The following is a 22,871-nucleotide window of genomic DNA, read 5'->3' on the forward strand; positions in this document are numbered from 1 at the left end:
CGCACCCTAGCAGCGCGCCCCGACACCTTCAGGCGGGCCCGGACAACCCGGACGTCCGGTGTGGACCATCCCCGGAGGCAGGCACTTGGCAGATGATGGACAGTGCCTACCTTGCGCCGCGCACCGGGGAGGGCGGGACACATACCGCCACCCCCCTCAAGCGAAGGAGTCGTACCGCATGAAGAAGCTGACCCTGCTGGCCTTGACGCTGGGCGCCCTGTCCGTGGGCACGGGCTGTCACCGCAACACCCGCGAGGCCGCCAAGGACGACATGGAGGAGACCGGCGACAAGGCCAAGGACAAGGCCGAGGACGCCGCCGACGCCACGGGCGACGCCATGGAGAAGGCCGGCGACAAGGTCGAGGACGCGACGGACAAGTAGTCTCTCGCGGAGGGGTGAAGGCCCGTGGGTCCGGTGTCGTCTTCCGGAGGCGGGTCGGGTCGCCCTGACACACGCACCCCGGACGCCGGAACCCTTCGCGGTGCCGGCCTCCGGGGTGTTGTCGTTCGCGGGCTCGGTCCAGGAAGCTCCAGATGCTCAGGTACAGGCGGAGCGGCTGGCTGCCGCCCTGCGTGGTGCCGTAATCCGACGGTGGACGTGAGCTGCCGGTCATCGGCGCCGTTCTGCGTGGCGCTCTGGCGATGAGCGGCGCGCCGCTGTTCACACGCCAGGTGGCCTGTTCCTGCGCGCTGGCGGTGTTGCTGATGGACGTGCGCGCGCTGACGCGGCCCAGGTGGTCGAAGCGGGCGAGGCGCGGGGAACAGCCCTCCCGGGCGGTGCACGAGGCCATCCCACCCGTCGTAGCGGATCCACCGCGAGCAGTTGAGCCGCGGCCACAGCGGGTTGGAGCCGCTGAGGGTCCGACGGTGTCCTTGCCGTCATGGGAGACGCGCTTCGAGGACGCGGGCAGGTCCTCGTGGGCCGGCGCGGACAGCAGCAGGCCTCCGAGCGCGAAGGAGGAGACGGCCAGCGAGCGAAGCCAGGACGGAACGAGGCCCGGCAGGCCTTGCGAGGAGTGAGGGGGCATGTGGCAATCCCTTACGCGGAAGGGGGCCGCCCCCCGACGCTTGAGGTCGGAGGGCGGTTTCCCGTCAGGGCAGGCCCCGTACCTGGGATTGCGGCGTGTCTGCGATTGTCGCTGGCTTCGGAGGGAATGCTTGGATTCAAACTATTTTCGCGAAGTCTTTTCTTGCATTGGGATTGTATCCCTCCGCGTTACGCGAACCCCGCCGGGTGTAGCGCGGAGGGCTACAGGCCGAAGAAGGCGTTGATGCTCTGGGTCAGGACGGTCTGGTTGCCCATGCCGGTGGCGCTGTCCCACGCGCGGCCCACGGGGTTCAGGCCTCCGCCAGGGCACACCGCGACGCCCTCGACGGCGATGGCGTAGCCACCCCGCGCGCGAGCCTGGGGCTGCCAGAAGTCGATGTTGCCGTTGTAGGCATAGAAGGCCTCGCCGGACGTCTGGACGTAGCCGGAGCCGCTGCCCGAGTTGCTGACGGTGGCCGACACGTCGAAGTGGCTGTCAGGGTGCGCGAAGCGGGTCTCGTTCAGCAGCGGGCTCAGGCTGTTGCCCAGGTGGTACTTGCTCTGCTCCTTGGCCGTGGCGTTGAGGATGGTGGGCGGGGGGAAGGGCGTGGGGCTGTACGCGCCAACGATGCCGGTGATGCGGCCGAAGTGCCTGAACCGGCCGCTGCACGTCCCCGCGCAGGTGCTGTAGACGGGCTGGGGCATGAGCACGGACTTCACCAGCCCCCCCGGCTGCCGGATGCCGATGTGCTGCTGGAGGATGGAGCCCAGCGACTGGCAGCGCAGGTTCAGGGTGACCCGGCTGCTGCCCTGCGCGGACAGGCGCGCGTTCGAGGGGCGGGTCCTGCTCAGGGGGCGCGCGTACAGTTCGTGCGCCGCGCCCAGGCCCGTCCCCTGCGTGTTGCTGCGCGCATGGGAGGCCTCCCAGGAGCACCGGCAGCCCGTGGCGGGGCCGTACCGGACCAGGCCCTGGGCGTAGCCGAGGACCTCGCCGTACAGCGCGGGCTCGCGCCGGGCCACCTCGTGCACCAGGTCGAACTCCTTCTCCCCCAGTTCCTTCTCCAGGGTGGTGAGGGTCTTCTGCAGGGCGTCACTCACGTGCAGGACCTCGCGGCTGGCGGAGATGCCCGGGGCGGCCGTCAGCTGACAGGTCTTCTCGTCCTCGCAGGCGAGGCTGACGTCATAGGGCTGGCTGGCCAGCTCCTCGCCCTTGTCGCTTCGCAGCACCAGCTTCTGCGCCCAGCCCGTCTCCCACGGCTCCTGCACGGCGCCGGTGAGCTTCACCTCTGTCTCCTCGCCGGCCTTCGGCGAGAGGCGCTCGCTCGCGGTGGGCTTGTCCGTGCCGTCATAGGACAGGACCTCCACCTCCCCGGGCAGCGACGAGGACTCCGCGGCCCAGCGGATGCGCGCGGTCAGCTCGCCGTCCTGCATGGACACGTCGACGATGGTGGCGGGGGCCTCCTCCGATTCGTCGGCGTGGGCGGGCGCGGCCACCAGCAGGCCGCCCATGGCGAACGAGGAGAGGGTCAGGGCGCGAAGCCAGGACGGGGCGAGGGGGGAACGACGGGGCATGGTGCAGTCCCTTGGGAAGAAGGTTCCGCCATTGCTGACACGGGCTGTCAGGATTGGCGGGCCGCCCAAGAGCAGGTTGCGTGCCATTCATGGGCACCCGCGGGGAGGCGCGCCCGACGCTGTTTTTGTAACGCGAAACGCTACCCGGGCCGGCGCGGGCCCACGGCTTCGGGCGGTCCCGGTGCGTCGTCGCCATGCTAGAACGGGCGGGTGATTCCCGCCCTTTCCGGCCCGGGCATGCAGGCCGCCCGCGCGGGCGTCGCGCGGCTCGCGTTCGAGCGCTCCGGCCCCCGCACCGTGGTGCGCACCGCGCTGGCGCACAGCCCCCTGCGGCTGCTCACACCGCGCAACCACGGCCACGCGGCGTGGGCCTATACCTCCTCCTTCGGCGGCGGCCTGGTGGACGGGGACCACCTGCGGCTGGAGGTGGACGTGGCGGACGGCGCCTCCGCGCTGCTGGCCACGCAGGGGGCCAACCGCGTCTACCGTTCGCCCAATGGCTGCCGCAGCGACCTCCAGGCGCGCGTGGGGCGGGACGCGCTGCTGGCGTGGGTGCCGGACCCCACCGTCTGCTTCGCCGGCGCCCGCTATTCACAGACATTGGACGTGACGCTGGCGCCGGGCGCGTCGCTGGTGCTCGCGGACGTGGTGACGGCGGGGCGCAGCGCGCGGGGCGAGCGCTGGGCGTTCCTGCACTACGCCTCGCGCCTGCGCGTCGCGCGGGAGGGCCGCGCGCTGGTGGATGAGCGGTGGGTGCTGGACCCCGCGCACGGCGCGCTGCCGGAGCGGCTGGGCCGCTTCGACGCGCTGGCGTCGGTGCTGCTGGTGGGGTCCGCGCTGGCCTCCGCGCGGGAAGCCCTGGCCGCGCGCGTGGCGGGCCTTCCGGTGAAGCCCCGCGCCCGGGAGGTGGTCTCCGCCAGCCCCCTGGGCGAGGACGGCCTGCTGTTGCGCGTGGCGGCCGTGTCGCTGGAGACGCTGCTCGGCACCACGCGCGACTGGCTGTCGTTCCTGCCGGGCCTGCTGGGGGACGACCCGTGGGCCCGGCGGGTGTGACTAATAGCGGGTGATGTCGAACGCGCTGTAGTTCGAATACAGCCGGTCGATGTGCTCGGCCGTCAGGTTCACCGCGTCCTTGTGGTTGTCCGTCTTCCACTCGGCGGTGTTCGCGTCCAGCAGGCGGTTGGGGCCGTCCGTCTTGTGCAGGCCCAGCACGTGCCCTTCCGCGGCCTCGCCGCCCTTGCGCAGGCCGATGCGGTAGTGGCCGTTCTCCTTCGTGCCGTCGAACAGCTTCTGCGCGAAGGTGCTCCCGTCGATGGGCTCGAAGTCCTGCACCTTCACGCCCGGGTGACCGCCGCCACGGCCCGTGCGGAAGTCGTCCACCAGGTGGCCGATGGCCTCCTGCTTCTGGGCGATGTCGTCCTTGTCCTGGTGGAGCTTCGCCATCCCCTCCTTGAGCTCCCGGGTCAGCTGGCCACGCTGCGCCTCCAGGCCCTGACGCTGCTCCGTCGTGAGGCCCGGGTTCGTGAGCAACTCGTTGATCTGCTTGCGCTGCGCGCTCTTGCCCTGGAGTTGCTTCACGTCGTCCTGGAGCTTCTCGGCGTCGGCCAGGACCGCGCCGTTCAGCTTCGAGAGGGCGTCGCCCTGCAGGTGCTCGGCGTGCTGCTTGTCGATGAGCTTGCCGAAGTGGTTGTCCGTGAGCTTTCCGAAGGACTGCGAGCCCTTCAGCGGATCCCCGCCGGCCTCCTTGCCGGTGCGGATCCACTCGGAGGTCATCGCGCTGCACACGCCCGCGTCCGTGCCCGCGGGCAGGCCCGGCCTCTTCAGCATCGGGTGGCCGCCCTGGTCCGTGTAGCGCAGCACCTCCGAGCCCGGGACCTCCTGCTTCATCTCCTGGACCACCTGCTGGATTTCCGGGCGCACCGCGGGGGCCTTGCCCTTGCCCGGCGTGCGGCCCATGGCCAGGTCGGCGATTTCCGTCTCGGAGAGGTGGGGCGACTGCAACTGCGGCCCCTGGAGCGAGTGCGCGTCGATGTTCGGGCGCGACGACGAGGAGGCCTGGGGACTTCCGGATGGCTTGAACCCGTCCCCCTGCGGCGTCTTGTCCGGCGTGCCCGGCCGGGACACGGCGGGCGTGTTCGCGGGCGTCGTCACCTGCGCCGGGGGCTTCGTGGAGGTCGTCCCCTGCGCCACCGTGTTCGTCACCTTCGGCGGGGCGGGAGGGGCCTTCGGCGTCTTGGGGAAGCCGGCCTTGAAGCTCTTCATGGGGGACTCCAGGAGGGGGAGGACAACACTGGACGTCCTCCCATCCTGGCCCAGGCTGACGCGTCGCGCTAGGGTCTGGCCGGCCGTCGCATCCCGCACCCCGAAGAGCCCAGGGAGTCGGACCCCATGCATCTGTCCCCCCGTGACGTGGACAAGCTGCTCCTGCACCAGGCGGGCGTCGTCGCCCAGAAGCGGCTGGCGCGAGGCCTGCGCCTCAACTACCCGGAGGCGGTGGCGCTCATCGCCACCCAGTTGCTGGAGTACATCCGTGACGGCCGGAGCGTGGCGGAGTTGATGGACCTGGGGCGCCGGTTCCTGGGCCGCGCGCAGGTGATGGACGGCGTGCCGGAGATGCTGGCGGAGGTGCAGGTGGAGGGCACCTTCCCGGACGGCACCAAGCTCGTGACGGTGCACCACCCGGTGGTGGCGGAGCACGGGGACCTGTCGCTGGCCCTCTACGGCAGCTTCCTGCCGGTGCCGCCGCTGGAGCGCTTCACCGTGCCCGCCGCGTCGCCGGAAGGTCCCCCCGGCCACGTGCGCGCGGCGGACGGCGCGCTGGAGCTCAACGCGGGCCGTGAGGCCATCACCCTGCGCGTCACGCACACCGGCGACCGGCCCGTGCAGGTGGGCAGCCACTACGCGTTCGCGGAGGTGAACCGCGCGCTGGTGTTCGACCGGGGCCGCGCCTACGGCCACCGGCTGGACATCCCCGCGGGCACGGCGGTGCGCTTCGAGCCGGGCGAGGTGAAGACCGTGTCGCTGGTCCCCATCGCGGGCGAGCAGGTGGTGCGCGGCGGCAACGCGCTGGGCAGCGGCAAGGTGTCCGACGCGGGCCGCGAGCGGCTGCTCCAGGCCGTGCGCGCGCAGGGCTTCGGTCACCAGTCCGAGGCCGATGGGAACGACGAGAAGGAAGAGGAGGGCCGCTCATGAGCCGCACCATGGACAGACGCCACTACGCGGACATGTTCGGCCCCACCACGGGAGACCGGGTGCGGCTGGGCGACACCGGCCTGTGGCTCCAGGTGGAGCGCGACGCCACCGTCTACGGCGACGAGTGCAAGTTCGGCGGCGGCAAGGTGCTGCGCGAAGGCATGGGCCAGCGCGCGGGCGCGGGCGACGCGGACGCGCTCGACTGCGTCATCACCAACGCGCTCGTGGTGGACTGGACGGGCATCTTCAAGGCGGACGTGGGCATCAAGGCGGGGCGCATCTCGGCCATCGGCAAGGCGGGCAACCCGGACGTCATGGCGGGCGTCACGCCGGGCATGGTGGTGGGTGTCACCACGGAGGTCATCGCCGGTGAAGGGCTCATCCTCACCGCGGGCGGCCTGGACACGCACATCCACTTCATCAGCCCGCAGCAGGCGGACGAGGCCATCGCCAGCGGCATCACCACCTGGGTGGGCGGCGGCACCGGCCCCGCCACCGGCACCAACGCCACCACCTGCACGCCGGGCGCGTGGAACCTGGCGCGCATGCTGGAGGCCACGGACACGCTGCCCCTGAACATCGGCCTCACCGGCAAGGGCAACACGTCCCTGCCGGACGGCCTGTTGGACCAGGTCCGCGCGGGCGCCATCGGGCTCAAGCTGCACGAGGACTGGGGCACCACGCCCGCCGCCATCGACACGTGCCTCACGCTGGCGGACGCGGAGGACGTGCAGGTCACCATCCACACGGACACGCTGAACGAGTCCGGCTACGTGGATGACTCGCTGGCCGCGTTCAAGGGGCGCACCATCCACACGTACCACTCGGAGGGCGCGGGCGGCGGCCACGCGCCGGACATCATCCGCGTGTGCGGCGCGCCCAACGTGCTGCCCAGCTCCACCAACCCCACGCGGCCGTACACGGTGAACACGCTGGACGAGCACCTGGACATGCTCATGGTGTGTCACCACCTGGACCGCGAGATTCCGGAGGACGTGGCCTTCGCGGAGAGCCGCATCCGCGGGGAGACGATTGCAGCGGAGGACATCCTCCACGACCTGGGCGCCATCAGCATGATGGCCTCCGACAGCCAGGCCATGGGCCGCGTGGGCGAGGTCATCACCCGCACGTGGCAGACGGCGCACAAGATGCGCGAGCAGCGCGGCCGGCTCCCCGGCGAGCAGGGCGACAACGACAACCTGCGCATCCGCCGCTACGTGGCGAAGTACACCATCAACCCGGCCATCGCCCACGGGCTGTCCCACGAGGTGGGCTCCGTGGAGGTGGGGAAGCTGGCGGACCTGGTGCTGTGGCGGCCCGCCTTCTTCGGCGCCAGGCCGGAGCTGGTGCTCAAGGGCGGCCTCATCGCGTGGGGGCAGATGGGCGACGCGAACGCGTCCATCCCCACGCCGCAGCCCTTCATGATGCGCCCCATGTTCGGCGCGCGCGGCCGGGCGCGGGGCTCCACGAGCGTCGCCTTCGTGTCCGGGCGCGCGCTGCGAGAAGGCACCGTGCAGGGGCTGGGGCTCACCAAGCGGCTGTCCGCGGTGGTGAACTGCCGCGACCTGGGCAAGAAGGACATGCGCCTCAACGACGCGCTGCCCGTCATCACGGTGGACCCGGAGACCTACGAGGTCCGCGCGGACGGAGCGCTGCTGCGCTGCGAGCCCGCCGCCTGGCTGCCGCTGGCGCAGCGCTACTCGCTGTTCTGAAAGGGGCGCGCGCCATGGCTTCCGGCTGGAGGGTGTTGCAGCTGGCGGACTCGGGCTTTCCCACCGGGGGCTTCGCGCACTCGGGCGGATTGGAGGCCGCGGTGCAGGCCGGCGAGGTGCGCGGCCCGGGCGACGTGCGCCGCTTCGTGGAGGCGCTGGTGTGGCAGGCGGGCCTGGGCGGCCTGCCGCTGCTGGGCGCGGCGTGGCGCGAGCCCGGCTCCCTGCCCGCGCTGGACGCGAGAGCGGACGCGTTCCTCACCAACCACGTCGCGAACCGGGCCAGCCGCACGCAGGGGCGGGCCTTCCTGGACACCTGCGCGCGCATCTTCCCGGAGGCCGTGGGTCCGGTGCGCGAGGCGGCCCGCGCGGCCGGCGTGAAGTTCCACCACGCGCCCGTGTTCGGCGCGGTGCTGCGCGCGCTGGACGTGGAGCGGGAGGACGCGCAGCGCCTCTTCCTGTCGCTCACCCTGCGAGGCGCGCTGTCCGCGGGCGTGCGCATGGGCGTCATCGGCACGCATGAGTCCCACCAGGTGCAGCACGCGGCCACGCCGCTGCTGGATGCCGTCCTGGAGCAATGCACGTCATTGGGCGTGGAGGACCTGGCCCAGCCCGCGCCGCTCTGGGACCTGGTGGGCGCGACGCATGACCGGCTGTACTCCCGGCTGTTCCAGTCCTGAAGGCAGACACGAAAGGAATCGCGACATGCACGACGACGACCACCGCGGCCATGGGCAGGACGGGCACGAACACACGCACGAGGACTGGGACCACCCGGGCCACTTCGACGCGCGCGACAAGCCGCACCGGCGCGACTATTCGCAGCGCGCCTTCACCATTGGCATCGGCGGGCCGGTGGGCAGCGGCAAGACGGCGCTGGTGCTGGCGCTGTGCAAGAAGCTGCGCGACCAGTACCGCCTGGGCGTCGTGACCAACGACATCTTCACCAAGGAGGACGCGGAGTTCCTGGTGCGCAACCAGGCCCTGTCCCCGGAGCGCATCAAGGCGGTGGAGACCGGCGGCTGCCCCCACGCGGCCATCCGCGAGGACATCAGCCACAACCTGCTCGCGCTGGAGCAGTTGATGGAGGAGCTGCACCCGGAGCTGCTCATCGTGGAGAGCGGCGGCGACAACCTGGCCGCGCAGTACAGCCGCGAACTCGCGGACTACACGGTCTACGTCATCGACGTGGCCGGCGGGGACAAGGTGCCCCGCAAGGGCGGGCCGGGAATCACGCAGTCGGACCTTTTGATCATCAACAAGACGGACCTCGCACCGCACGTGGGGGCGGACCTGGGCGTGATGGAGCGCGACGCCCGGAAGATGCGCGGCGAGGGGCCCTTCGTCTTCACGCAGGTTACGCGGGATGTCGGTGTGGATGCGGTGGTGGGCCACCTGCTGGATGCCTGGCGGCGACGATAGCCACCGGACGAACAACCCTTTCCGCTGACCCCCGTCCGGCATGTGCGGGCGGGTTGTGTCAGGGTGCCCGCCGTGGAACTCCTGGAGCGCGCACGTGTGGAGTGGGTCGCGGCGGCGGTCGGCCTTGTCGTGGGCACCTCGATGGTGTTCGTGCCCTATGAGTTCGGCTCCGTCCTCTTTCAATTCATCTATCCGCACATCCGGCTGCTGGGGAGCGGGTTCCTCGTCGGCGCGGGGATGATGCTCGTCGCGCTCATGTACCCGGCGTGGCCCGCCTTCGTGGGCCGGGTGGGACGCGCGTTCATGCTGGCGGCGCTGGCGGTCTACTGGTGGAGGGTCTGCGTCCTGTCCGTGGGCCTCACGGGCACCGTCCTCTACCTGCTCCTGATGGCCCTGTTCGTCACGGAGCGGCTCACCCTGCGCCGGGGCCAGGGCCTGCTGCTGGTGTTCCTGTCCAGCGTGGCGCTGGGCTTCGGGGCGCTGATGATCTGGGCGCCCCAGGACTTCGTGCGCTTCGGCCTGGCGGCGATGGGGCCCTATGGGCGGTGGGTGGGGGGGCTCTTCGTCCTGCTGGGGCTGCTGCTCGTCGTGGCGCTGTGGCGCCGCAAGCCGCTCCAGTGCCGCCTGGCCCTGGGGGGCCTGGCCCTCCTGTTCCTGAACATGACGGTCGGGGTGGCGTCGTGGCGCTCGTGGTCGGGGTTGGGCGCGTATGCCGTGCTGACCCTGACGTGCGCGCTGCTGGCGGGTGTGCGCCGGTGGCCGTCGCTGGTGGGGGTGCGCTGGCGGCTGTTTAGAGGCATGGCGCTGGCGTCGGTGCTGCCCATCGTGGGCGTGGGCGCGGTGGCGTCGTACCTGGCGCAGAAGGCGCTGGAGGCGGAGCTGCACGGCAAGGCGCAGCAGGCGGTGGCCGCGGAGGCGGCTTGGCTGGAGCAGACGGCCGCCATGGCGAGCTCGCTGTTGCGCGTGTACAGCCGGGGGCCGGGCTTCGTCGCCCTGGTGCGCGAGGGGAACCGCGAGGGCATCCGGGAGCGGATGGCGCTGCTGGAGGGCCAGTCCGGGCTGTTCGACGCGGCCTGGCTGCTGGATGAGGCCGGCGACACGCTGATGCCCTCCGCGCGGCTGGACCGGGCCGACGGCGACTTCGCGCACCGCGCCTGCTTCCAGGACGCGGTGGAGGGCGGCGCCGAGGTGCGGCTGTCGCGGCCCTTCGTCACCCGTTCCGGCGAGCCGTACATCGTCTTCACCGTGCCCATGGACCGGGGCGCGGGCCGGCGCGCCTTCCTGGTGGGCGGGCTGTCCCTGCGGCGGCTGGGGTTGCAGCCGACGCTCGCCTCCCCCGGCTACAACGTGGAGATCTTCGACCACCGCGATGGCAGCCTCCTGCGTGAGACGGAGCGCGGGGCCGTGCTCTCCCGGGCGCCGGTGCTGGACCGGGTCAAGCCGGGCGCGCTGGCGCGGCCGGAGGGGCTGGTGGAGGTGTTCGACGACACGGGGCGCCGGATGGTGGTGGCGCACGCGCGGGTGAAGGGCACGCCATGGACGGTGGTGGTGACAGCGCGGCTGGGCGAGGCGTTCGCGCCGGTGACGCGCATGGGCGGGTGGGTGGTGGCCATCGCGGTGCTCGCGGGCGCCATCGCGCTGCTGCTGTCGCAGTGGGTGGGGCGGGACGTGGCGCAGCGGCTGGAGACGCTGCGGGACGGCTTCGCCGTGCTGGGCACGCCGTCGGCGGAGCAGCGCGTGCAGGCCCGGGGGGATGATGAGATTGCCCAGCTCGCCCTGGGCTTCAACGACATGGCGGCGCGCATCGACCGCACGCAGAAGGAGCTGCGGGAGGCCATCGCCATCCGGGACCAGTTCCTGTCCATGGCGAGCCATGAGCTGCGCACGCCGCTGACGCCGCTGAAGGCCACGCTGGACCTGCTCATCCGTCAGCTCGGCTCTGGCCAGGGAACGAACCCGGAGCGGCAGCGGGAGACCATTGCCCGGCTGAACCGGCAGGTGGACCGGCTGACGCGGTTGATTGGCGACATGCTGGACGTGTCGCGGCTGCAGTCCGGGCGCTTCACGCTGACCGTGGCCCCCATGGACGTGGTGGCGCTCGCGCGCGAGGTGGTGGAGCGCATCCAGGTCACGCGGCCGGAGCGCGCGGAGCAGCTGACGCTGGAGTTCCCCACGGAGTCGCTGGTGGGCTGGTGGGACGAGCAGCGGTTGGATCAACTGCTCACGAACCTGGTGGAGAACGCCCTGCGCTACTCACCTCCGGGGACGCCGGTGGTGGTGCGGGTGCGTGAGGATGCGGACGGGGTGCGGGTGGAGGTGGAGGACCGGGGCATCGGGATTCCGGAGGAGAGCGTGCCTCAGCTCTTCACGCCCTTCTTCCGCGCGCGCAACGCGACGGAGCACTACGCCGGAGGGCTGGGATTGGGCCTGGCCATCTGCCGCGAAATCGTGGAGCGCCACGGCGGCCGCATCGGCGCGAAGAGTGACGGGCCGGGCCAGGGGACGTGCTTCACGGTGAAGCTGCCCCGGTCGGCCGTCGCGGAAGCAGCCTGAGAGGCGACGGCGTGGCGCAGGGGAGCGACAACCTGGCCGCGTGGTCCCACCGGGTTGTGTACGCTGCCCCCGTGGGCATCCTGGAGCGCGCACGGGTGGAGTGGTTCGCGGCGGCCTTCGGGCTCGTCGTGGGCACCATGATGGTCTTCGTCCCCTACGAGTTCGGGGCCGCCGTCTTCCAGCTCATCTACCCGTACGTCCGCCCGCTCGGCAGCCTGTTCCTGGTGGGCTCGGCGCTGATGCTCGCCTCGATGCTGTACCCCGCCTGGCCCGGCATCGTGGGGTGGGCGGGGCGCGCGCTCTTCCTGGGCGCGGTGGCGTTCTACTGGTGGTCCGCCAGCATCGTGTCCCTCAGCCGGACGGGGGCCCTCCTCTACCCGCTGCTCGTGACCACGCTCCTGCTGGAGCGCATGGCCCGCTTCCAGGGGCGCGGGCTGCTGACGGTGCTCATCTCCAGCGTGTCGCTGTGCTTCGGGACGCTGATGCTCCTGATGCCCCACGGCTTCCTTCGCTTCTCCTTTCAGGGGGACGGGAGCGGGATCCGTCCGCTGGGGGCGGTCTTCCTGGTGGCGGGGGCCCTGCTGACGGTGGGGCTGTGGCGCCGGAGGCCCGGGGCGGCCCGGGTGGCCCTGGGCGGGCTGAGCGCCGCCTTCCTCTACATGATGGGCGTGCTGGCGGCGCACGCCTCGTGGATGGGGATGGGCGTGTACGGCGTGCTGTCCCTGGCGTGCGTGGTGTTGCTGGGGCTGCGCCGGGTGCCGGTGCCGGCCGGGGTGCGCTGGCGGCTGTTCCGAGGCATGGCGCTGGCGTCGGTGCTGCCCATCCTGTGCGTGGGCGCGGTGACGTCGTACCTGGCGCAGCGGGCCCTGGAGGAGGAGCTGCGCGGCAAGGCGCGGCAGGCGGTGGCCGCGGAGACGGCGTGGCTGGAGCAGACGGCCACGCTGGCGCGCTCGCTGCTGCGCGCGCAGAGTCGGGACTCGGGCTTTGTCGCCGCGGTGCGCGCCGGGGACCGCCAGCGCATGCGGGAGACGGTGGAGCTGCTGGAGAGCGAGGTCGCGCTCTTCGACGCGGCGTGGCTGCTGGACGCCGCCGGGGAGACGCTGGTGCCCTCCGTGCGGCTCAACCGCATCACCGGCAACTTCGCGCAGCGGGACTACTTCCAGGACGCGCTGAAGGGCGGCGACGAGGTGCTCCTGTCGCGGCCCTTCCTCACCCGCGCGAACCTGCCCTTCGTCGTCTTCACGGTGCCGGTGGACGCGGGGAACGGCGCGCGGGTCGTCCTCGTGGGCGGGCTGTCGTTGCAGCGGCTGGGATTGCAGCCGACGCTCGCCTCGCGCAGCTACCACGTGGAGCTGTTCGACCGGCGCGACGGGACGCTGCTGCGCGAGACGGACCGCGGCGACGTGCTCACCCGCACGCCCCTGCTGGAGCTGCTGGGAGAGGACGCGCTGGCGGCGCCGCAGGGGATGCTGGAGGTGTTCGATGAAACGGGGCGCCGCCTGCTGGTGGCGCACGCGCGGGTGGAGGGCACGCCGTGGACGGTGGTGGTGACGGCGCGGCTGCGCGAGGCGTTCGCGCCGGTGACGCGCATGGGTGCGTGGGTGGTGGCCATCGCGGTGCTCGCGGGCGCCATCGCGCTGCTGCTGTCGCAGTGGGTGGGGCGGGACGTGGCACAGCGGCTGGAGACGCTGCGGGACGGCTTCGCCGCGCTGGGCACGCCCGCGCGGGAGCAGCGGGTGCGGGCCGAGGGCGACGACGAGGTCGCGCAGCTGGCGTCGGGCTTCAACGACATGGCGGCGCGCATCGACCGCACGCAGAAGGAGCTGCGGGAGGCCATCGCCATCCGGGACCAGTTCCTGTCCATGGCGAGCCACGAGCTGCGCACGCCGCTGACGCCGCTGAAGGCCACGCTGGACCTGCTCATCCGTCAGCTCGGGTCCGGGCAGGGGATGAACCCGGAGCGGCAGCGGGAGACCATTGCCCGGCTGAACCGGCAGGTGGACCGGCTGACGCGGCTGATTGGCGACATGCTGGACGTGTCGCGGCTGCAGTCCGGGCGCTTCGCGCTGACGGTGGCCCCCATGGACCTGGTGGGGCTGGCGCGCGAGGTGGTGGAGCGCATCCAGTCCACGCGGCCGGAGCGACAGGGCTTGTTGTCCTTGGAGGTCCCGGCCGGGGCGCTGGTGGGCCGGTGGGACGAGCAGCGGTTGGATCAACTGCTCACGAACCTGGTGGAGAACGCCCTGCGCTATTCACCGCCGGGGACGCCGGTGGTGGTGCGGTTGCGTGAGGAGGACGGGCAGGTGCGGCTGGACGTGGAGGACCGGGGCATCGGGATTCCGGAGGAGAGCGTGCCGCAGCTCTTCACGCCCTTCTTCCGCGCGCGCAACGCGACGGAGCACTACGCCGGAGGACTGGGATTGGGCCTGGCCATCTGTCGCGAAATCGTGGAGCGCCACGGCGGCCGCATCGGCGCGAAGAGTGACGGGCCGGGGAAGGGCACCTGCTTCACGGTGTGGCTGCCTCGCGCGGCCGTCGCGGACGCGGCCTGATGCGCTACGTGGAGGCCAGGCCGTGCGCCGCCCTGGCGCCGTACGTCCAGTGCTACTGGGCGCTGGAGCTGTCGGGCGTGGCGCCTATGGGGGTGCACCGGGTGTTGCCGGACGGGTGTCTGGACATCCTGGTGGACCTGACGGACGGGGTGGGGCTGCGCGTGGTGGGGGCGATGCGGGCGGCGGAGGTGGTGCCGTTGTCGGCGCGCGCGTCCTTCGTCGCGGTGCGCTTCCGGCCCGGGGGCGCGCAGCCCTTCCTGCGGCTGCCGCTCCTGGAATTGACGGACGCGACGGTGGCGCTGGCAGACCTCTGGCCCCGCGAGGCGCGCGAGTGGCGGGAGCGGCTGGGCGAGGCGGCGGGGATGGCGGCGCGCTTCGCCCTGCTGGAGCGGCTGTTGCTGGACCGGCTGCCCGGGCGGGAGGGGGACGCGGGGGTGCGGCACGCGGTGGACCTCATCCTGGGAGCGAGGGGGCAGGTGCCGGTGCGGTCGCTGGAAGAGGTCATGGGGGTGGGGGCGCGGCAGGTGGAGCGGCGGTTCCACGCGGGGGTGGGTCTGTCGCCGAAGGTGCTGTGCCGCATCGCGAGGTTGCAGCACGCGGTGGAGCTGTCGCGGGGGCTGCAGGGGGCGGAGTGGGCGTTGGCGGCGGGGTACTACGACCAGGCGCACCAGGTGCGGGAATTCCGGGCGCTGACGGGGCTGACGCCGGGGGCGTACGTGCGCGAGCAGGCGGAGGTCGGATTCGTCCAATCCCCGGAGGAGGCGGGTGCGTAAGGTGGGGGTGTTCCCACTTGAGGAGGCAACCATGTCCACCGCACCGCAGCAGGCCGAGCAGCACCACCGCATCGACTACATCGAGCTTCCCGTGAAGGACATCGCGGAGGCGAAGCGCTTCTACGGCGCCGTGTTCGGCTGGAGGTTCGAGGACTACGGCCCGGACTACACGAGCTTCATGGACGGGAGGCTGAACGGAGGCTTCGACAAGGAGCGCGAGGTGTCGAAGGGGGGCGCGTTGCTGGTGCTCTATTCGAAGGACCTGGACGCGACGCTGGCGAAGGTGCGCGAAGCCGGAGGGCGCATCGTGAAGGACACGTTCTCCTTCCCCGGAGGCAAGCGCTTCCACTTCACCGACCCCACCGGCAACGAGCTCGCCGTGTGGACCGAGCCCTCCTGAAGCGCTGAAGGCCAGGAGCCCGGGCGGGGAGTTGGGTTCGGCTGCCTGCTTGGACGGAGGCTGGACAAGCTGTTTCGGTCCCAACACTCCCCGTTCACACGGGCCGTGCGGTGAGCAATGGTGCGGAGCGTGGGGATGATCCCGGTTCGCGTGGGTTCATGCCGCGCGGTAGAAATCGGGTCTGGCTCCTCCCTGGGAATGTCGCCCGTGCTCGTTACCGCCAACGCCACCGTCCTCCACGTCAACGACACGCCCGCGAGCCTCTACCTGGGCACCTTCTCCCTGCGCCAGGCGGGCTACCGCGTCCTGGAGGCGGTCACCGGCGGAGAGGCGCTGCAGCTCGCCCTCGACTCGCCTCCCGACGTCGTCGTGCTCGACGTGAAGCTCCCCGACATGAGCGGCTACGACGTGTGCCGGCTCCTGAAGGAGGATCCGCGCACCCGCGAGGTCGCCATCATCCACACCTCCGCCACCTTCATCACCGCGGAGAAGAAGGTCACGGGCCTGCGCGCGGGCGCGGACGTCTACCTCACCCAGCCGTTCGACCCGGAAGAGCTCATCGCCACCGTCAACAGCGTCCTGCGCCTGCGACGCGTGGAGCGCGAAGCCCTGGCGAACGCCGCGCGCCTGGAAGAGGCCGACCGCAAGAAGAACGAGTTCCTGGCCATGCTCGCCCACGAGCTGCGCAACCCCCTGGCCGCCATCTCCGTCGCGGTGCAGATGCTCGGGCAGAAGGACTCGAACGGCCTGTCCGAAGCGGACGCGCGCCGCCGCGACGTCATCGAGCGGCAGGTGAGCCACCTGCGCCACCTCGTGGACGACCTGCTCGACGTCAGCCGCATCACCCGGGGCAAGTACGCCCTGCGCCGCAGCCGGCTGGACCTCAACACCGTGCTGCAGCACTCGCTGGCCGCCGCCCGGCCCGTGATGGAGGAGCGCGGGCTCATCCTGCGCGAAGCCCTCATGCAGGAGCCCTGCTGGGTGGACGGCGACCGGACGCGCCTGGAGCAGGTCTTCACCAACCTGCTCGACAACGCCTCCAAGTATTCCCTCGAGGGCGGCATCATCACCGTGGGCGCCCATGTGGCCGAGGACTCCCGCGTGCGCGTGTCCGTGCAGGACACGGGCATCGGCCTGCGGCGGGAGGACCAGGAGCGCATCTTCGAGCTCTTCGCGCAGCTGGACGCGGGGCTCGCGCGCAGCCGGGGCGGGCTGGGCATTGGCCTGACGCTGGTGCGCAACCTGGTGGAGGAGCACGGCGGCCAGGTGGACGTCTTCAGCGAGGGCCCGGGCCAGGGCAGCCTGTTCACCGTCGCGCTGCCGCTGCTCACGGACGCCGCGCGGCCCGAGGCCACCGTGGAGCGCATCGAGTCCCGCCGGGGCGAATGGCGCATCCTCCTGGTGGACGACAACCCCGACGCGCGCGAGGGCCTGCGCGAGATGCTCCAGATGTGGGGCCACACCGTCGCGGTCGCCGAGGACGGCCCGGAGGCGCTCGCCATGGCGACCCCCGGCACCTACGACGTCATCATCCTGGACATCGGCCTGCCGGGCCTGGACGGCTATCAGGTGGCGCAGGAGCTGCGGGGCCGCGTGGCCTCGGACGCGCACCTCATCGCGCTGACAGGCTACGGCGCGCCGGAGGACCGGAGCCGCAGCGAGAAGGCGGGCTTCGACCTGCACCTGGTCAAGCCGGTGGAGCTGGTGGAGATCGGCCGCGTGCTCGCGCAGCTGGGCCCCGTGAAGCGCGGCGCGCCCCGCCGGCTCCAGGCAAGGAGCGCGTAGGGCCTCACGCCCGGGGCTGGAGCCCCGCCGCGGGCTGCTCCGCGCGGCCCGTCCAACGGTCGCGGATCCACCCCCGGGCGGGCTTCTCCACGCGCTCGTACGCGAGCACGCTCAGGCACCCCACGCCCACGACGAACGCCGCCACGGCCCAGGCGGACGAGGGCTCCGCGCCCAGCCGCTTGAGCACGGACTTCCAGGCGAACAGCACCGGCATGTGCAGGATGTAGAGCGCGTAGCTCGCCTCTCCCAGCAGCCGCAGCGGCCGCGACGCCAGCACCCGCGCCACCACCCCCTGGCTCCGGGGCAACAACACAATCAGCGCCGCGAACACCGGCGCCAGCAGCCCGTTGTGCAACAGCGGGAAGGGCAGCGACGTGCTCCCCACCAACGCCGCGGCCACCAGCCCTCCCAGCACCGCCAGCGCCACGGGACGCGAGCGCGGCGCTCCCCCCGCGCGCAGCAGGAAGAAGCGCCCCGCGAGGATGCCCAGGATGAACTCCGGCAGCCGCGCCAGCGGGTCGAAGCGCAGCGCCAGCATCCACGGCCCGGAGTTGTACGCGGACGCCGTGCCTCCGGTGTGGTCCGGATCCACCAGCATGTAGAGCGCCGGGAACAGCAGCGCGGCCCCGTACGCCACCGCCGCGCCCACCGCGAGCGCCCGGGGCCCCAGCCGGCCCAGCCTGCCCGCCAGGAAGGGGAAGGTCGCGTAGAAGACCGCCTCCACCGCCAGTGACCAGCCCGCGCCGTTCCACGCGAGCGCCGTCCACGGCGCCCAGCTCTGGAGCAGCAGCGGCGCCAGCAAAAGCGCCCCGGCCTGCCGCGACGCCTGCGACGGATCCACCGCCCACGCGTCGTGCAGCCCCTTGAGGAACGCGGGCGCGGCGATGGCCAGCCCCAGCGCATAGACCGGGTAGACGCGCGCGAAGCGGGCCACCCAGAACGCCTTGCGCGCCTCGCGCGTGTCCGGCGGCCGCTCCAGGTAGTTGTAGCCAAGGATGAAGCCCGACAGGACGAAGAAGAAGCTGACGCCCACGTACCCGCTGTCGAGCAACCCGTGCAGCCCCGGCGGTGCCTCCGTGCCGGTGAAGACCAGGTGATACACGTGGTAGGCGACGACGTGCGCGGCGGCGAGGAACCGCAGCCCGGTGAGTGCGTCCAGGTGCTGCCGGGAAGAAGGCATGACGCCCGCGAGTCTCGCAGCCCCGCGCGCCCCCCTCAATCCGCCCCGGCGCCGGCCGCCCGGCCGCCCCGACGCGGTCGTCCAGGCCGTTCCGACTGTCGGACAGGTTCGGTGTGGCGCTGCCGCGACGCGCCGTGTGCCCTTCGCGCGCGAAGCCGGAAATGGAGCCCCCCACTTCGGCGTAGAACGGGCCACATGCTCAGCCTGCGCAACCTGGTGAAGGTGTATCCGGGCCCGGTGACGGCCCTTCGTGGCGTGGACCTGGACGTCCCCAAGGGGATGTTCGGCCTGCTCGGGCCCAACGGCGCGGGCAAGTCCACCCTGATGAAGATCCTCTCCGGCCTCTTGGAGCCTACCTCCGGCGAGGTGACGCTCGACGGCCTGGACCTCGTGCGTCACCCGGAGGCGCTGCGCCCGCACCTGGGCTACCTGCCGCAGGAGTTCGGCTTCTACCCGTACCTCTCCGGCCAGGACATGCTCCGCTACCTGCTGGAGCTCAAGGGCGTCACCGCGCCGCAGGGGCTGAAGGCCCTGTGCGCGCAGCTGCTGGAGCGCGTGAACCTCACCTTCGCCGCGAAGCGCAAGGTGAAGGAGTACTCCGGCGGCATGCGGCAGCGGCTGGGCATCGCGCAGGCCCTGGCCGGAGACCCGAAGCTCCTCATCGTGGACGAGCCCACCGCGGGCCTGGACCCCGAGGAGCGCCAGCGCTTCTACCGGCTGCTCGCGGAGGTGGCCCACGAGCGCACGGTGCTCCTGTCCACGCACATCGTGGAGGACGTGGCCATGCTCTGCCCGCGCTTCGCCGTCATCCGCCACGGCCGCGTGATGGCCATCACCAGCCCCACGGAGGCGAAGTCCGCCCTCCACGACACCCTCTTCGAAGGCACCGTCCCCCCGGCCGACATGGCCGCCTTCCAGCAGGCCTGGCGCGTCACCCAGGCCGTGCTCTTCGAGGGCAGGAACCGCGTGCGCATCCACGCGGCCCCCGGCACGCCCGTGCCCCCCGGCTTCGAGCGCACGCCGCCCACGCTGGAGGACGCCTACCTCCTCCTGATGAAGGACGCGCCCGAGCCCGGGGCCCAGGTGCCCGCCCCGGCGGTGAGCGCGTGAACGCGTCCCGGCTCTGGCGCGTGGCGCGCACCGAGTGGCGCCACCAGGTGAGGCGCCCGCTGTTCTGGGTGCTGCTCGTGCTGCTGGTGGCCGTGGTGTGGGGCGTGTCCTCCGGCAACGTCACCATCGACGCGGGCAGCACGGAGGTGGGCGGCAAGAAGGCGTGGGTGACCAGCGCGTTCGCCGTCGCGCAGACGGTGCTGCTGCTCACCTTCATGCTGTTCATGTTCTTCGTGTCGGTGGGCGCGGGCATGTCCGTCATCTCCGACGACGAGGCCCGCGTGCAGCCCATCCTGCACACCACGCCGCTGACATCCGCCGAGTACGTGTGGGGCAAGTTCGCGGGCGTGCTGGGCGCGTACGTGCTGGCGCTCGCGTGGATGATGGGGCTGCTCGTCTTCTTCCACCACGTCGTGCCGGCGGGCGCGGACGCGGAGTTCCGCGGGCCCTTCGCGCTAAGGAACTACGTGAGCGCCGCGGTGTGGTTCGGCCTGCCGCTCATCGTCTTCATGGCGGGCGCGGCCTTCGCCACGGGCGAGCGCACGCGCCGCGCGGTGCCGGTGTACTTCCTGCCGGTGGGCCTCTTCTTCCTCTGCGCCTTCTTCCTCTGGGACTGGTCCCCGGGCTGGTTGGATCCGCGCGTGAACCGGTTCCTGATGGCGCTGGACCCCGGCGGCTTCCGGTGGCTCACGGAGACGTGGATCAAGGTGGACCGGGGCGTGGACTTCTACAACACGCAACCCGTGGGGCTGGACGCCCTCTTCGTCACCAGCCGCTGCGTGCTCATGGCCCTGGGCCTGGGCGCGGTGGCCTGGACCGAGCGCCACTTCCGCCGCGCGCTCCGGGGCGAGGTGCGCACGAAGGCCCCGCGCAAGGGTGGAGTCCTCGATGCGCCGCCGAAGCAGGTCGCGCTGTCGCACGCGGAGGCGCCGCTGTCCGCGCTGCGCATGGGCGTGCGGCCACCGGGCTTCTGGACGGGGCTGTGGACGGTGACGCGCGCGGAAGGGCGGGGCCTCTTGTCGCAGCCAGGGCTCTACCTGTTCCTGCCGCTCCTGATGTTGCAGATGGTGTCCCAGGGCGCCACGGCGGTGGGCCCCTTCGACACGAGCCTCCTGCTGGTGCCCGGCCGCTTCGCGGTGCGCACGATGGCGCAGGCGTCGGTGCTCGTGTGTCTGTTGTTGATGTTCTACGTGGTGGAGTCGCTGGAGCGCGAGCAGGCCTCCCACTTCGCGCCCATCCACGACGCGACGCCGGTGCGCACGTTGTCGGTGCTGCTGGGCAAGGCGCTGGCGAACAGCCTGGTGGCGGTGGCGCTGCTGACGGCCATGGCGCTCGCGGGCACGCTGGTGCAGGTGTCGCAGGGCAGGGTGCCGCTGTCGCTGACGCCGTATGTGCTCGTGTGGGGGCTGTTGCTGTTTCCCACCTTCCTCTTGTGGACGGGCTTCATCCTGGCCGCGCGCTCGGTGGCGGGAGGCCGCTTCGGCACGTACGCGCTGGCCCTGGCCGCGCTGGGGCTCACCGGCTACCTCGCCGTGCGGGGGGACCTCACCTGGGTGACGAACTGGCTGCTGTGGGACGCGGTGCGGTGGACGGACCTGGGCGCCTTCCAGGTGGACCGCGCCGCGCTGGTGCTCAACCGCGTGGCCGCGCTGGGAGGGGCCGTCTTCTTCACCGCGCTGGCGGTGCGCCTGGACGGGCGTCGCGTCCGCGACTCGGTGACGACGCTGGAGGGACTGAAGCCCGCGGGCCTCGCGCTCGGGCTGTGGCGACTGGCGCCGTACCTCGCGGTGCCGGCGGTGGCGTTGGTGTGGCTGGGCATCCTCGTGGGACAGGGCCACCAGGGCGCGGCGGCGAAGAAGCACGCGAAGGAGTACTGGCAGAAGAACCTGGCGACGTGGAAGGACGCGCCGCAGCCCATGCTGGCGGACGTGGACCTGGACGTGGACCTGGAGCCGGAGGCGAGCGCCTTCCGCATGAAGGGCACGTACACGCTGATGAACCGGCACGGCGTGGCGCTCCCTCGCTTCGCCTTGAGCGGCGGCGACAGCTGGACGGACGTGCGCTGGACGCTGGATGGCAGGGACGTGACGCCGGAGGACCGCGCGGGGCTGTATGTCTTCACGCCGTCCGCACCGCTGGCGCCCGGGGCGAAGGTGACGGTGGGCTTCCAGTACGCAGGCCACGTGCCGGACGGCGTGTCCCGCGCGGGCGGCGCGTTCAAGGAGTTCATCCTCCCGTCGGGCGTGGTGCTCACCAGCGAGACGCCCACGTTCGCCCCGGTGGTGGGCTACGAGGAGGAGCGCGGCATCGACCCGAGGGAGAACAAATACGAGCCGCGCGTTTACGCGGACGACTTCTACGAGGGGCCCACGGAGTCCGCCTGGGGCAGCAACATGCCGTTCCCCTTTCGCATCCGCGTGAGCGGCCCGGAGGCCTACACGCTCAACTCGGTGGGCGTGCGGGAGAGCGACACGGTGAAGGACGGCCGGCGCACCACGGTGTGGCGCAGCGATTACCCCGTGAGCTTCTTCAACGTCATCGCGGGGAAGTGGACCCGCGTGGAGGGCGCGGGCACGGTCGTGTTCCACGACCCGGCGCACGGCTACAACGTGCCGGAGATGATGCGGGGGCTGGAGGCCGCGCGCCGGTACTACTCGGAGTGGTTCCACCCGTTCCCGTGGGCGGAGCTGAAGCTGTCGGAGTTCGCCGGCCTGGACAACTACGCGCAGGGCTTCCCCACGGACATCACGTTCTCGGAGTCCATCGGGTTCCTCACGCTCACCACGCCGGAGTCGAACGCGGTGCTGCTCGTCACCGCGCACGAGGCCGCGCACCAGTGGTGGGGCAACCTGCTCATCCCCGGCAAGGGCCCCGGCGGCAACGTGCTGTCGGAGGGGCTGTCGCACTACTCGTCGCTGAAGCTCATCGAACAGCTCGACGGGCAGGAGGCGCGCAGGCAGACCGCGAAGCGCATGGAGGAGCGCTACGGCAAGGACCGGCGCGTGGACGCGGAGCAGCCGCTGGTGAAGCTGGACGGCTCGCGCGACGGCGACACGGTGGTCCTCTACGAGAAGGGCGGCTGGACGTTCTGGATGCTGGAGGAGTTGATGGGCCGCGACGCGATGCACGCGGGGCTCCAGGCCTTCCTGAAGCAATACATGAACAACGCCGACCATCCCGTGCTGCAGGACTTCCTCGCGGTGATGCGCCCCTTCGCGCCGTCTCCCGAAGCCTTCGACCGGTTCACCCGGCAGGCCTTCTTCGAGGTCGTGGTGCCCGAGTACCGCGTCACCGACGCGCGCGTGACGAAGGAGGGCGGCCAGTGGGTGACCACGGCGACGGTGACGAACGTGGGCGCGGGCCGCATGCCGGTGGAGGTGGCGGTGACGAAGGCCGCGGAGGCCGCCGCGCCCGAGGAGGCCTCCAAGACCGTGACGCGCGTGGAACTCGACGCGGGCGGATCCGCGAGGGTGACGCTGCGCTCGGGCTTCGCGCCGGAGCGGCTGGTGGTGGACCCGGACGTGCGCGTGCTCCAGCTGCGCCGCGAGCAGGCCCAGGCCGCGCTCACGCCGCCGTGACGCGATGACATGACACGC

Annotated in this window: 16 protein-coding genes; 13 read left to right on the forward strand and 3 right to left on the reverse strand. The window is 71.8% G+C overall.

What is annotated here, in order from left to right:
• Positions 1-178 precede the first annotated feature (178 nt).
• A complete protein-coding gene (locus tag AABA78_RS09260) occupies positions 179-382 on the forward strand; it encodes a YtxH domain-containing protein (protein ID WP_120526557.1) in 204 nt (67 codons plus the stop codon).
• An 867-nt stretch (positions 383-1,249) separates the two neighbouring features.
• Here AABA78_RS09260 and AABA78_RS09265 read toward each other — a convergent pair.
• Positions 1,250-2,599, reverse strand: coding sequence for a hypothetical protein (locus tag AABA78_RS09265; RefSeq protein WP_338262621.1), 1,350 nt, complete (start codon positions 2,597-2,599; stop codon positions 1,250-1,252).
• A 237-nt stretch (positions 2,600-2,836) separates the two neighbouring features.
• Here AABA78_RS09265 and AABA78_RS09270 point away from each other — a divergent pair, with 237 nt between their 5' ends.
• Positions 2,837-3,652, forward strand: coding sequence for an urease accessory protein UreD (locus tag AABA78_RS09270; protein ID WP_338263577.1), 816 nt, complete (start codon positions 2,837-2,839; stop codon positions 3,650-3,652).
• Here AABA78_RS09270 and AABA78_RS09275 read toward each other — a convergent pair whose 3' ends face one another.
• Positions 3,653-4,861, reverse strand: coding sequence for a hypothetical protein (locus AABA78_RS09275; RefSeq protein ID WP_338262622.1), 1,209 nt, complete (start codon positions 4,859-4,861; stop codon positions 3,653-3,655). It lies immediately after the preceding gene.
• A 126-nt stretch (positions 4,862-4,987) separates the two neighbouring features.
• Here AABA78_RS09275 and ureA point away from each other — a divergent pair, with 126 nt between their 5' ends.
• From ureA to AABA78_RS09320, 9 genes are all read left to right on the forward strand, one after another.
• A complete protein-coding gene (gene ureA, locus AABA78_RS09280; RefSeq protein WP_338262623.1) occupies positions 4,988-5,791 on the forward strand; it encodes an urease subunit gamma in 804 nt (267 codons plus the stop codon).
• Positions 5,788-7,503, forward strand: a complete 1,716-nt coding sequence (gene ureC / locus AABA78_RS09285) for an urease subunit alpha (RefSeq protein ID WP_338262624.1) — start codon at positions 5,788-5,790, stop codon at positions 7,501-7,503. Before ureA ends, ureC begins: the two co-directional genes overlap by 4 nt.
• 14 nt (positions 7,504-7,517) lie before the next feature.
• Positions 7,518-8,180, forward strand: coding sequence for an urease accessory protein UreF (locus AABA78_RS09290; RefSeq protein WP_338262625.1), 663 nt, complete (start codon positions 7,518-7,520; stop codon positions 8,178-8,180).
• A gap of 25 nt (positions 8,181-8,205) precedes the next feature.
• On the forward strand, positions 8,206-8,922 hold the full coding sequence (gene ureG / locus AABA78_RS09295; protein ID WP_171420868.1) for an urease accessory protein UreG: 717 nt from the start codon (positions 8,206-8,208) through the stop codon (positions 8,920-8,922).
• A 72-nt stretch (positions 8,923-8,994) separates the two neighbouring features.
• Positions 8,995-11,475: an ATP-binding protein gene (locus AABA78_RS09300; protein WP_338262626.1), complete on the forward strand. Its 2,481-nt coding sequence runs from the start codon at positions 8,995-8,997 to the stop codon at positions 11,473-11,475.
• A gap of 11 nt (positions 11,476-11,486) precedes the next feature.
• Positions 11,487-14,027 carry an ATP-binding protein gene (locus AABA78_RS09305; protein ID WP_338262627.1) on the forward strand — a complete coding sequence of 847 codons (2,541 nt, stop codon included), beginning with the start codon at positions 11,487-11,489 and terminating at the stop codon, positions 14,025-14,027.
• Positions 14,027-14,800, forward strand: coding sequence for an AraC family transcriptional regulator (locus AABA78_RS09310; RefSeq protein WP_338262628.1), 774 nt, complete (start codon positions 14,027-14,029; stop codon positions 14,798-14,800). The genes AABA78_RS09305 and AABA78_RS09310 overlap by 1 nt, the downstream gene beginning before the upstream one ends.
• A 31-nt stretch (positions 14,801-14,831) precedes the next feature.
• Complete coding sequence (locus AABA78_RS09315; protein WP_171419214.1) at positions 14,832-15,200, forward strand: VOC family protein; 369 nt, start codon at positions 14,832-14,834, stop codon at positions 15,198-15,200.
• A gap of 198 nt (positions 15,201-15,398) precedes the next feature.
• Positions 15,399-16,985, forward strand: coding sequence for a response regulator (locus AABA78_RS09320; RefSeq protein WP_338262629.1), 1,587 nt, complete (start codon positions 15,399-15,401; stop codon positions 16,983-16,985).
• A 4-nt stretch (positions 16,986-16,989) separates the two neighbouring features.
• Here AABA78_RS09320 and AABA78_RS09325 read toward each other — a convergent pair whose 3' ends face one another.
• Complete coding sequence (locus AABA78_RS09325; protein ID WP_338262630.1) at positions 16,990-18,165, reverse strand: acyltransferase family protein; 1,176 nt, start codon at positions 18,163-18,165, stop codon at positions 16,990-16,992.
• 195 nt (positions 18,166-18,360) lie between these two features.
• On the opposite strand from AABA78_RS09325, the gene AABA78_RS09330 reads away from it, so the two are divergent.
• Both AABA78_RS09330 and AABA78_RS09335 read left to right on the forward strand, forming a co-directional pair.
• Positions 18,361-19,275, forward strand: a complete 915-nt coding sequence (locus tag AABA78_RS09330) for an ABC transporter ATP-binding protein (RefSeq protein ID WP_338262631.1) — start codon at positions 18,361-18,363, stop codon at positions 19,273-19,275.
• Positions 19,272-22,853 carry a M1 family aminopeptidase gene (locus AABA78_RS09335; RefSeq protein WP_338262632.1) on the forward strand — a complete coding sequence of 1,194 codons (3,582 nt, stop codon included), beginning with the start codon at positions 19,272-19,274 and terminating at the stop codon, positions 22,851-22,853. Before AABA78_RS09330 ends, AABA78_RS09335 begins: the two co-directional genes overlap by 4 nt.
• Positions 22,854-22,871 lie beyond the last annotated feature (18 nt).

Source organism: Corallococcus caeni (genome assembly GCF_036245865.1).
Lineage (GTDB): Bacteria > Myxococcota > Myxococcia > Myxococcales > Myxococcaceae > Corallococcus > Corallococcus caeni.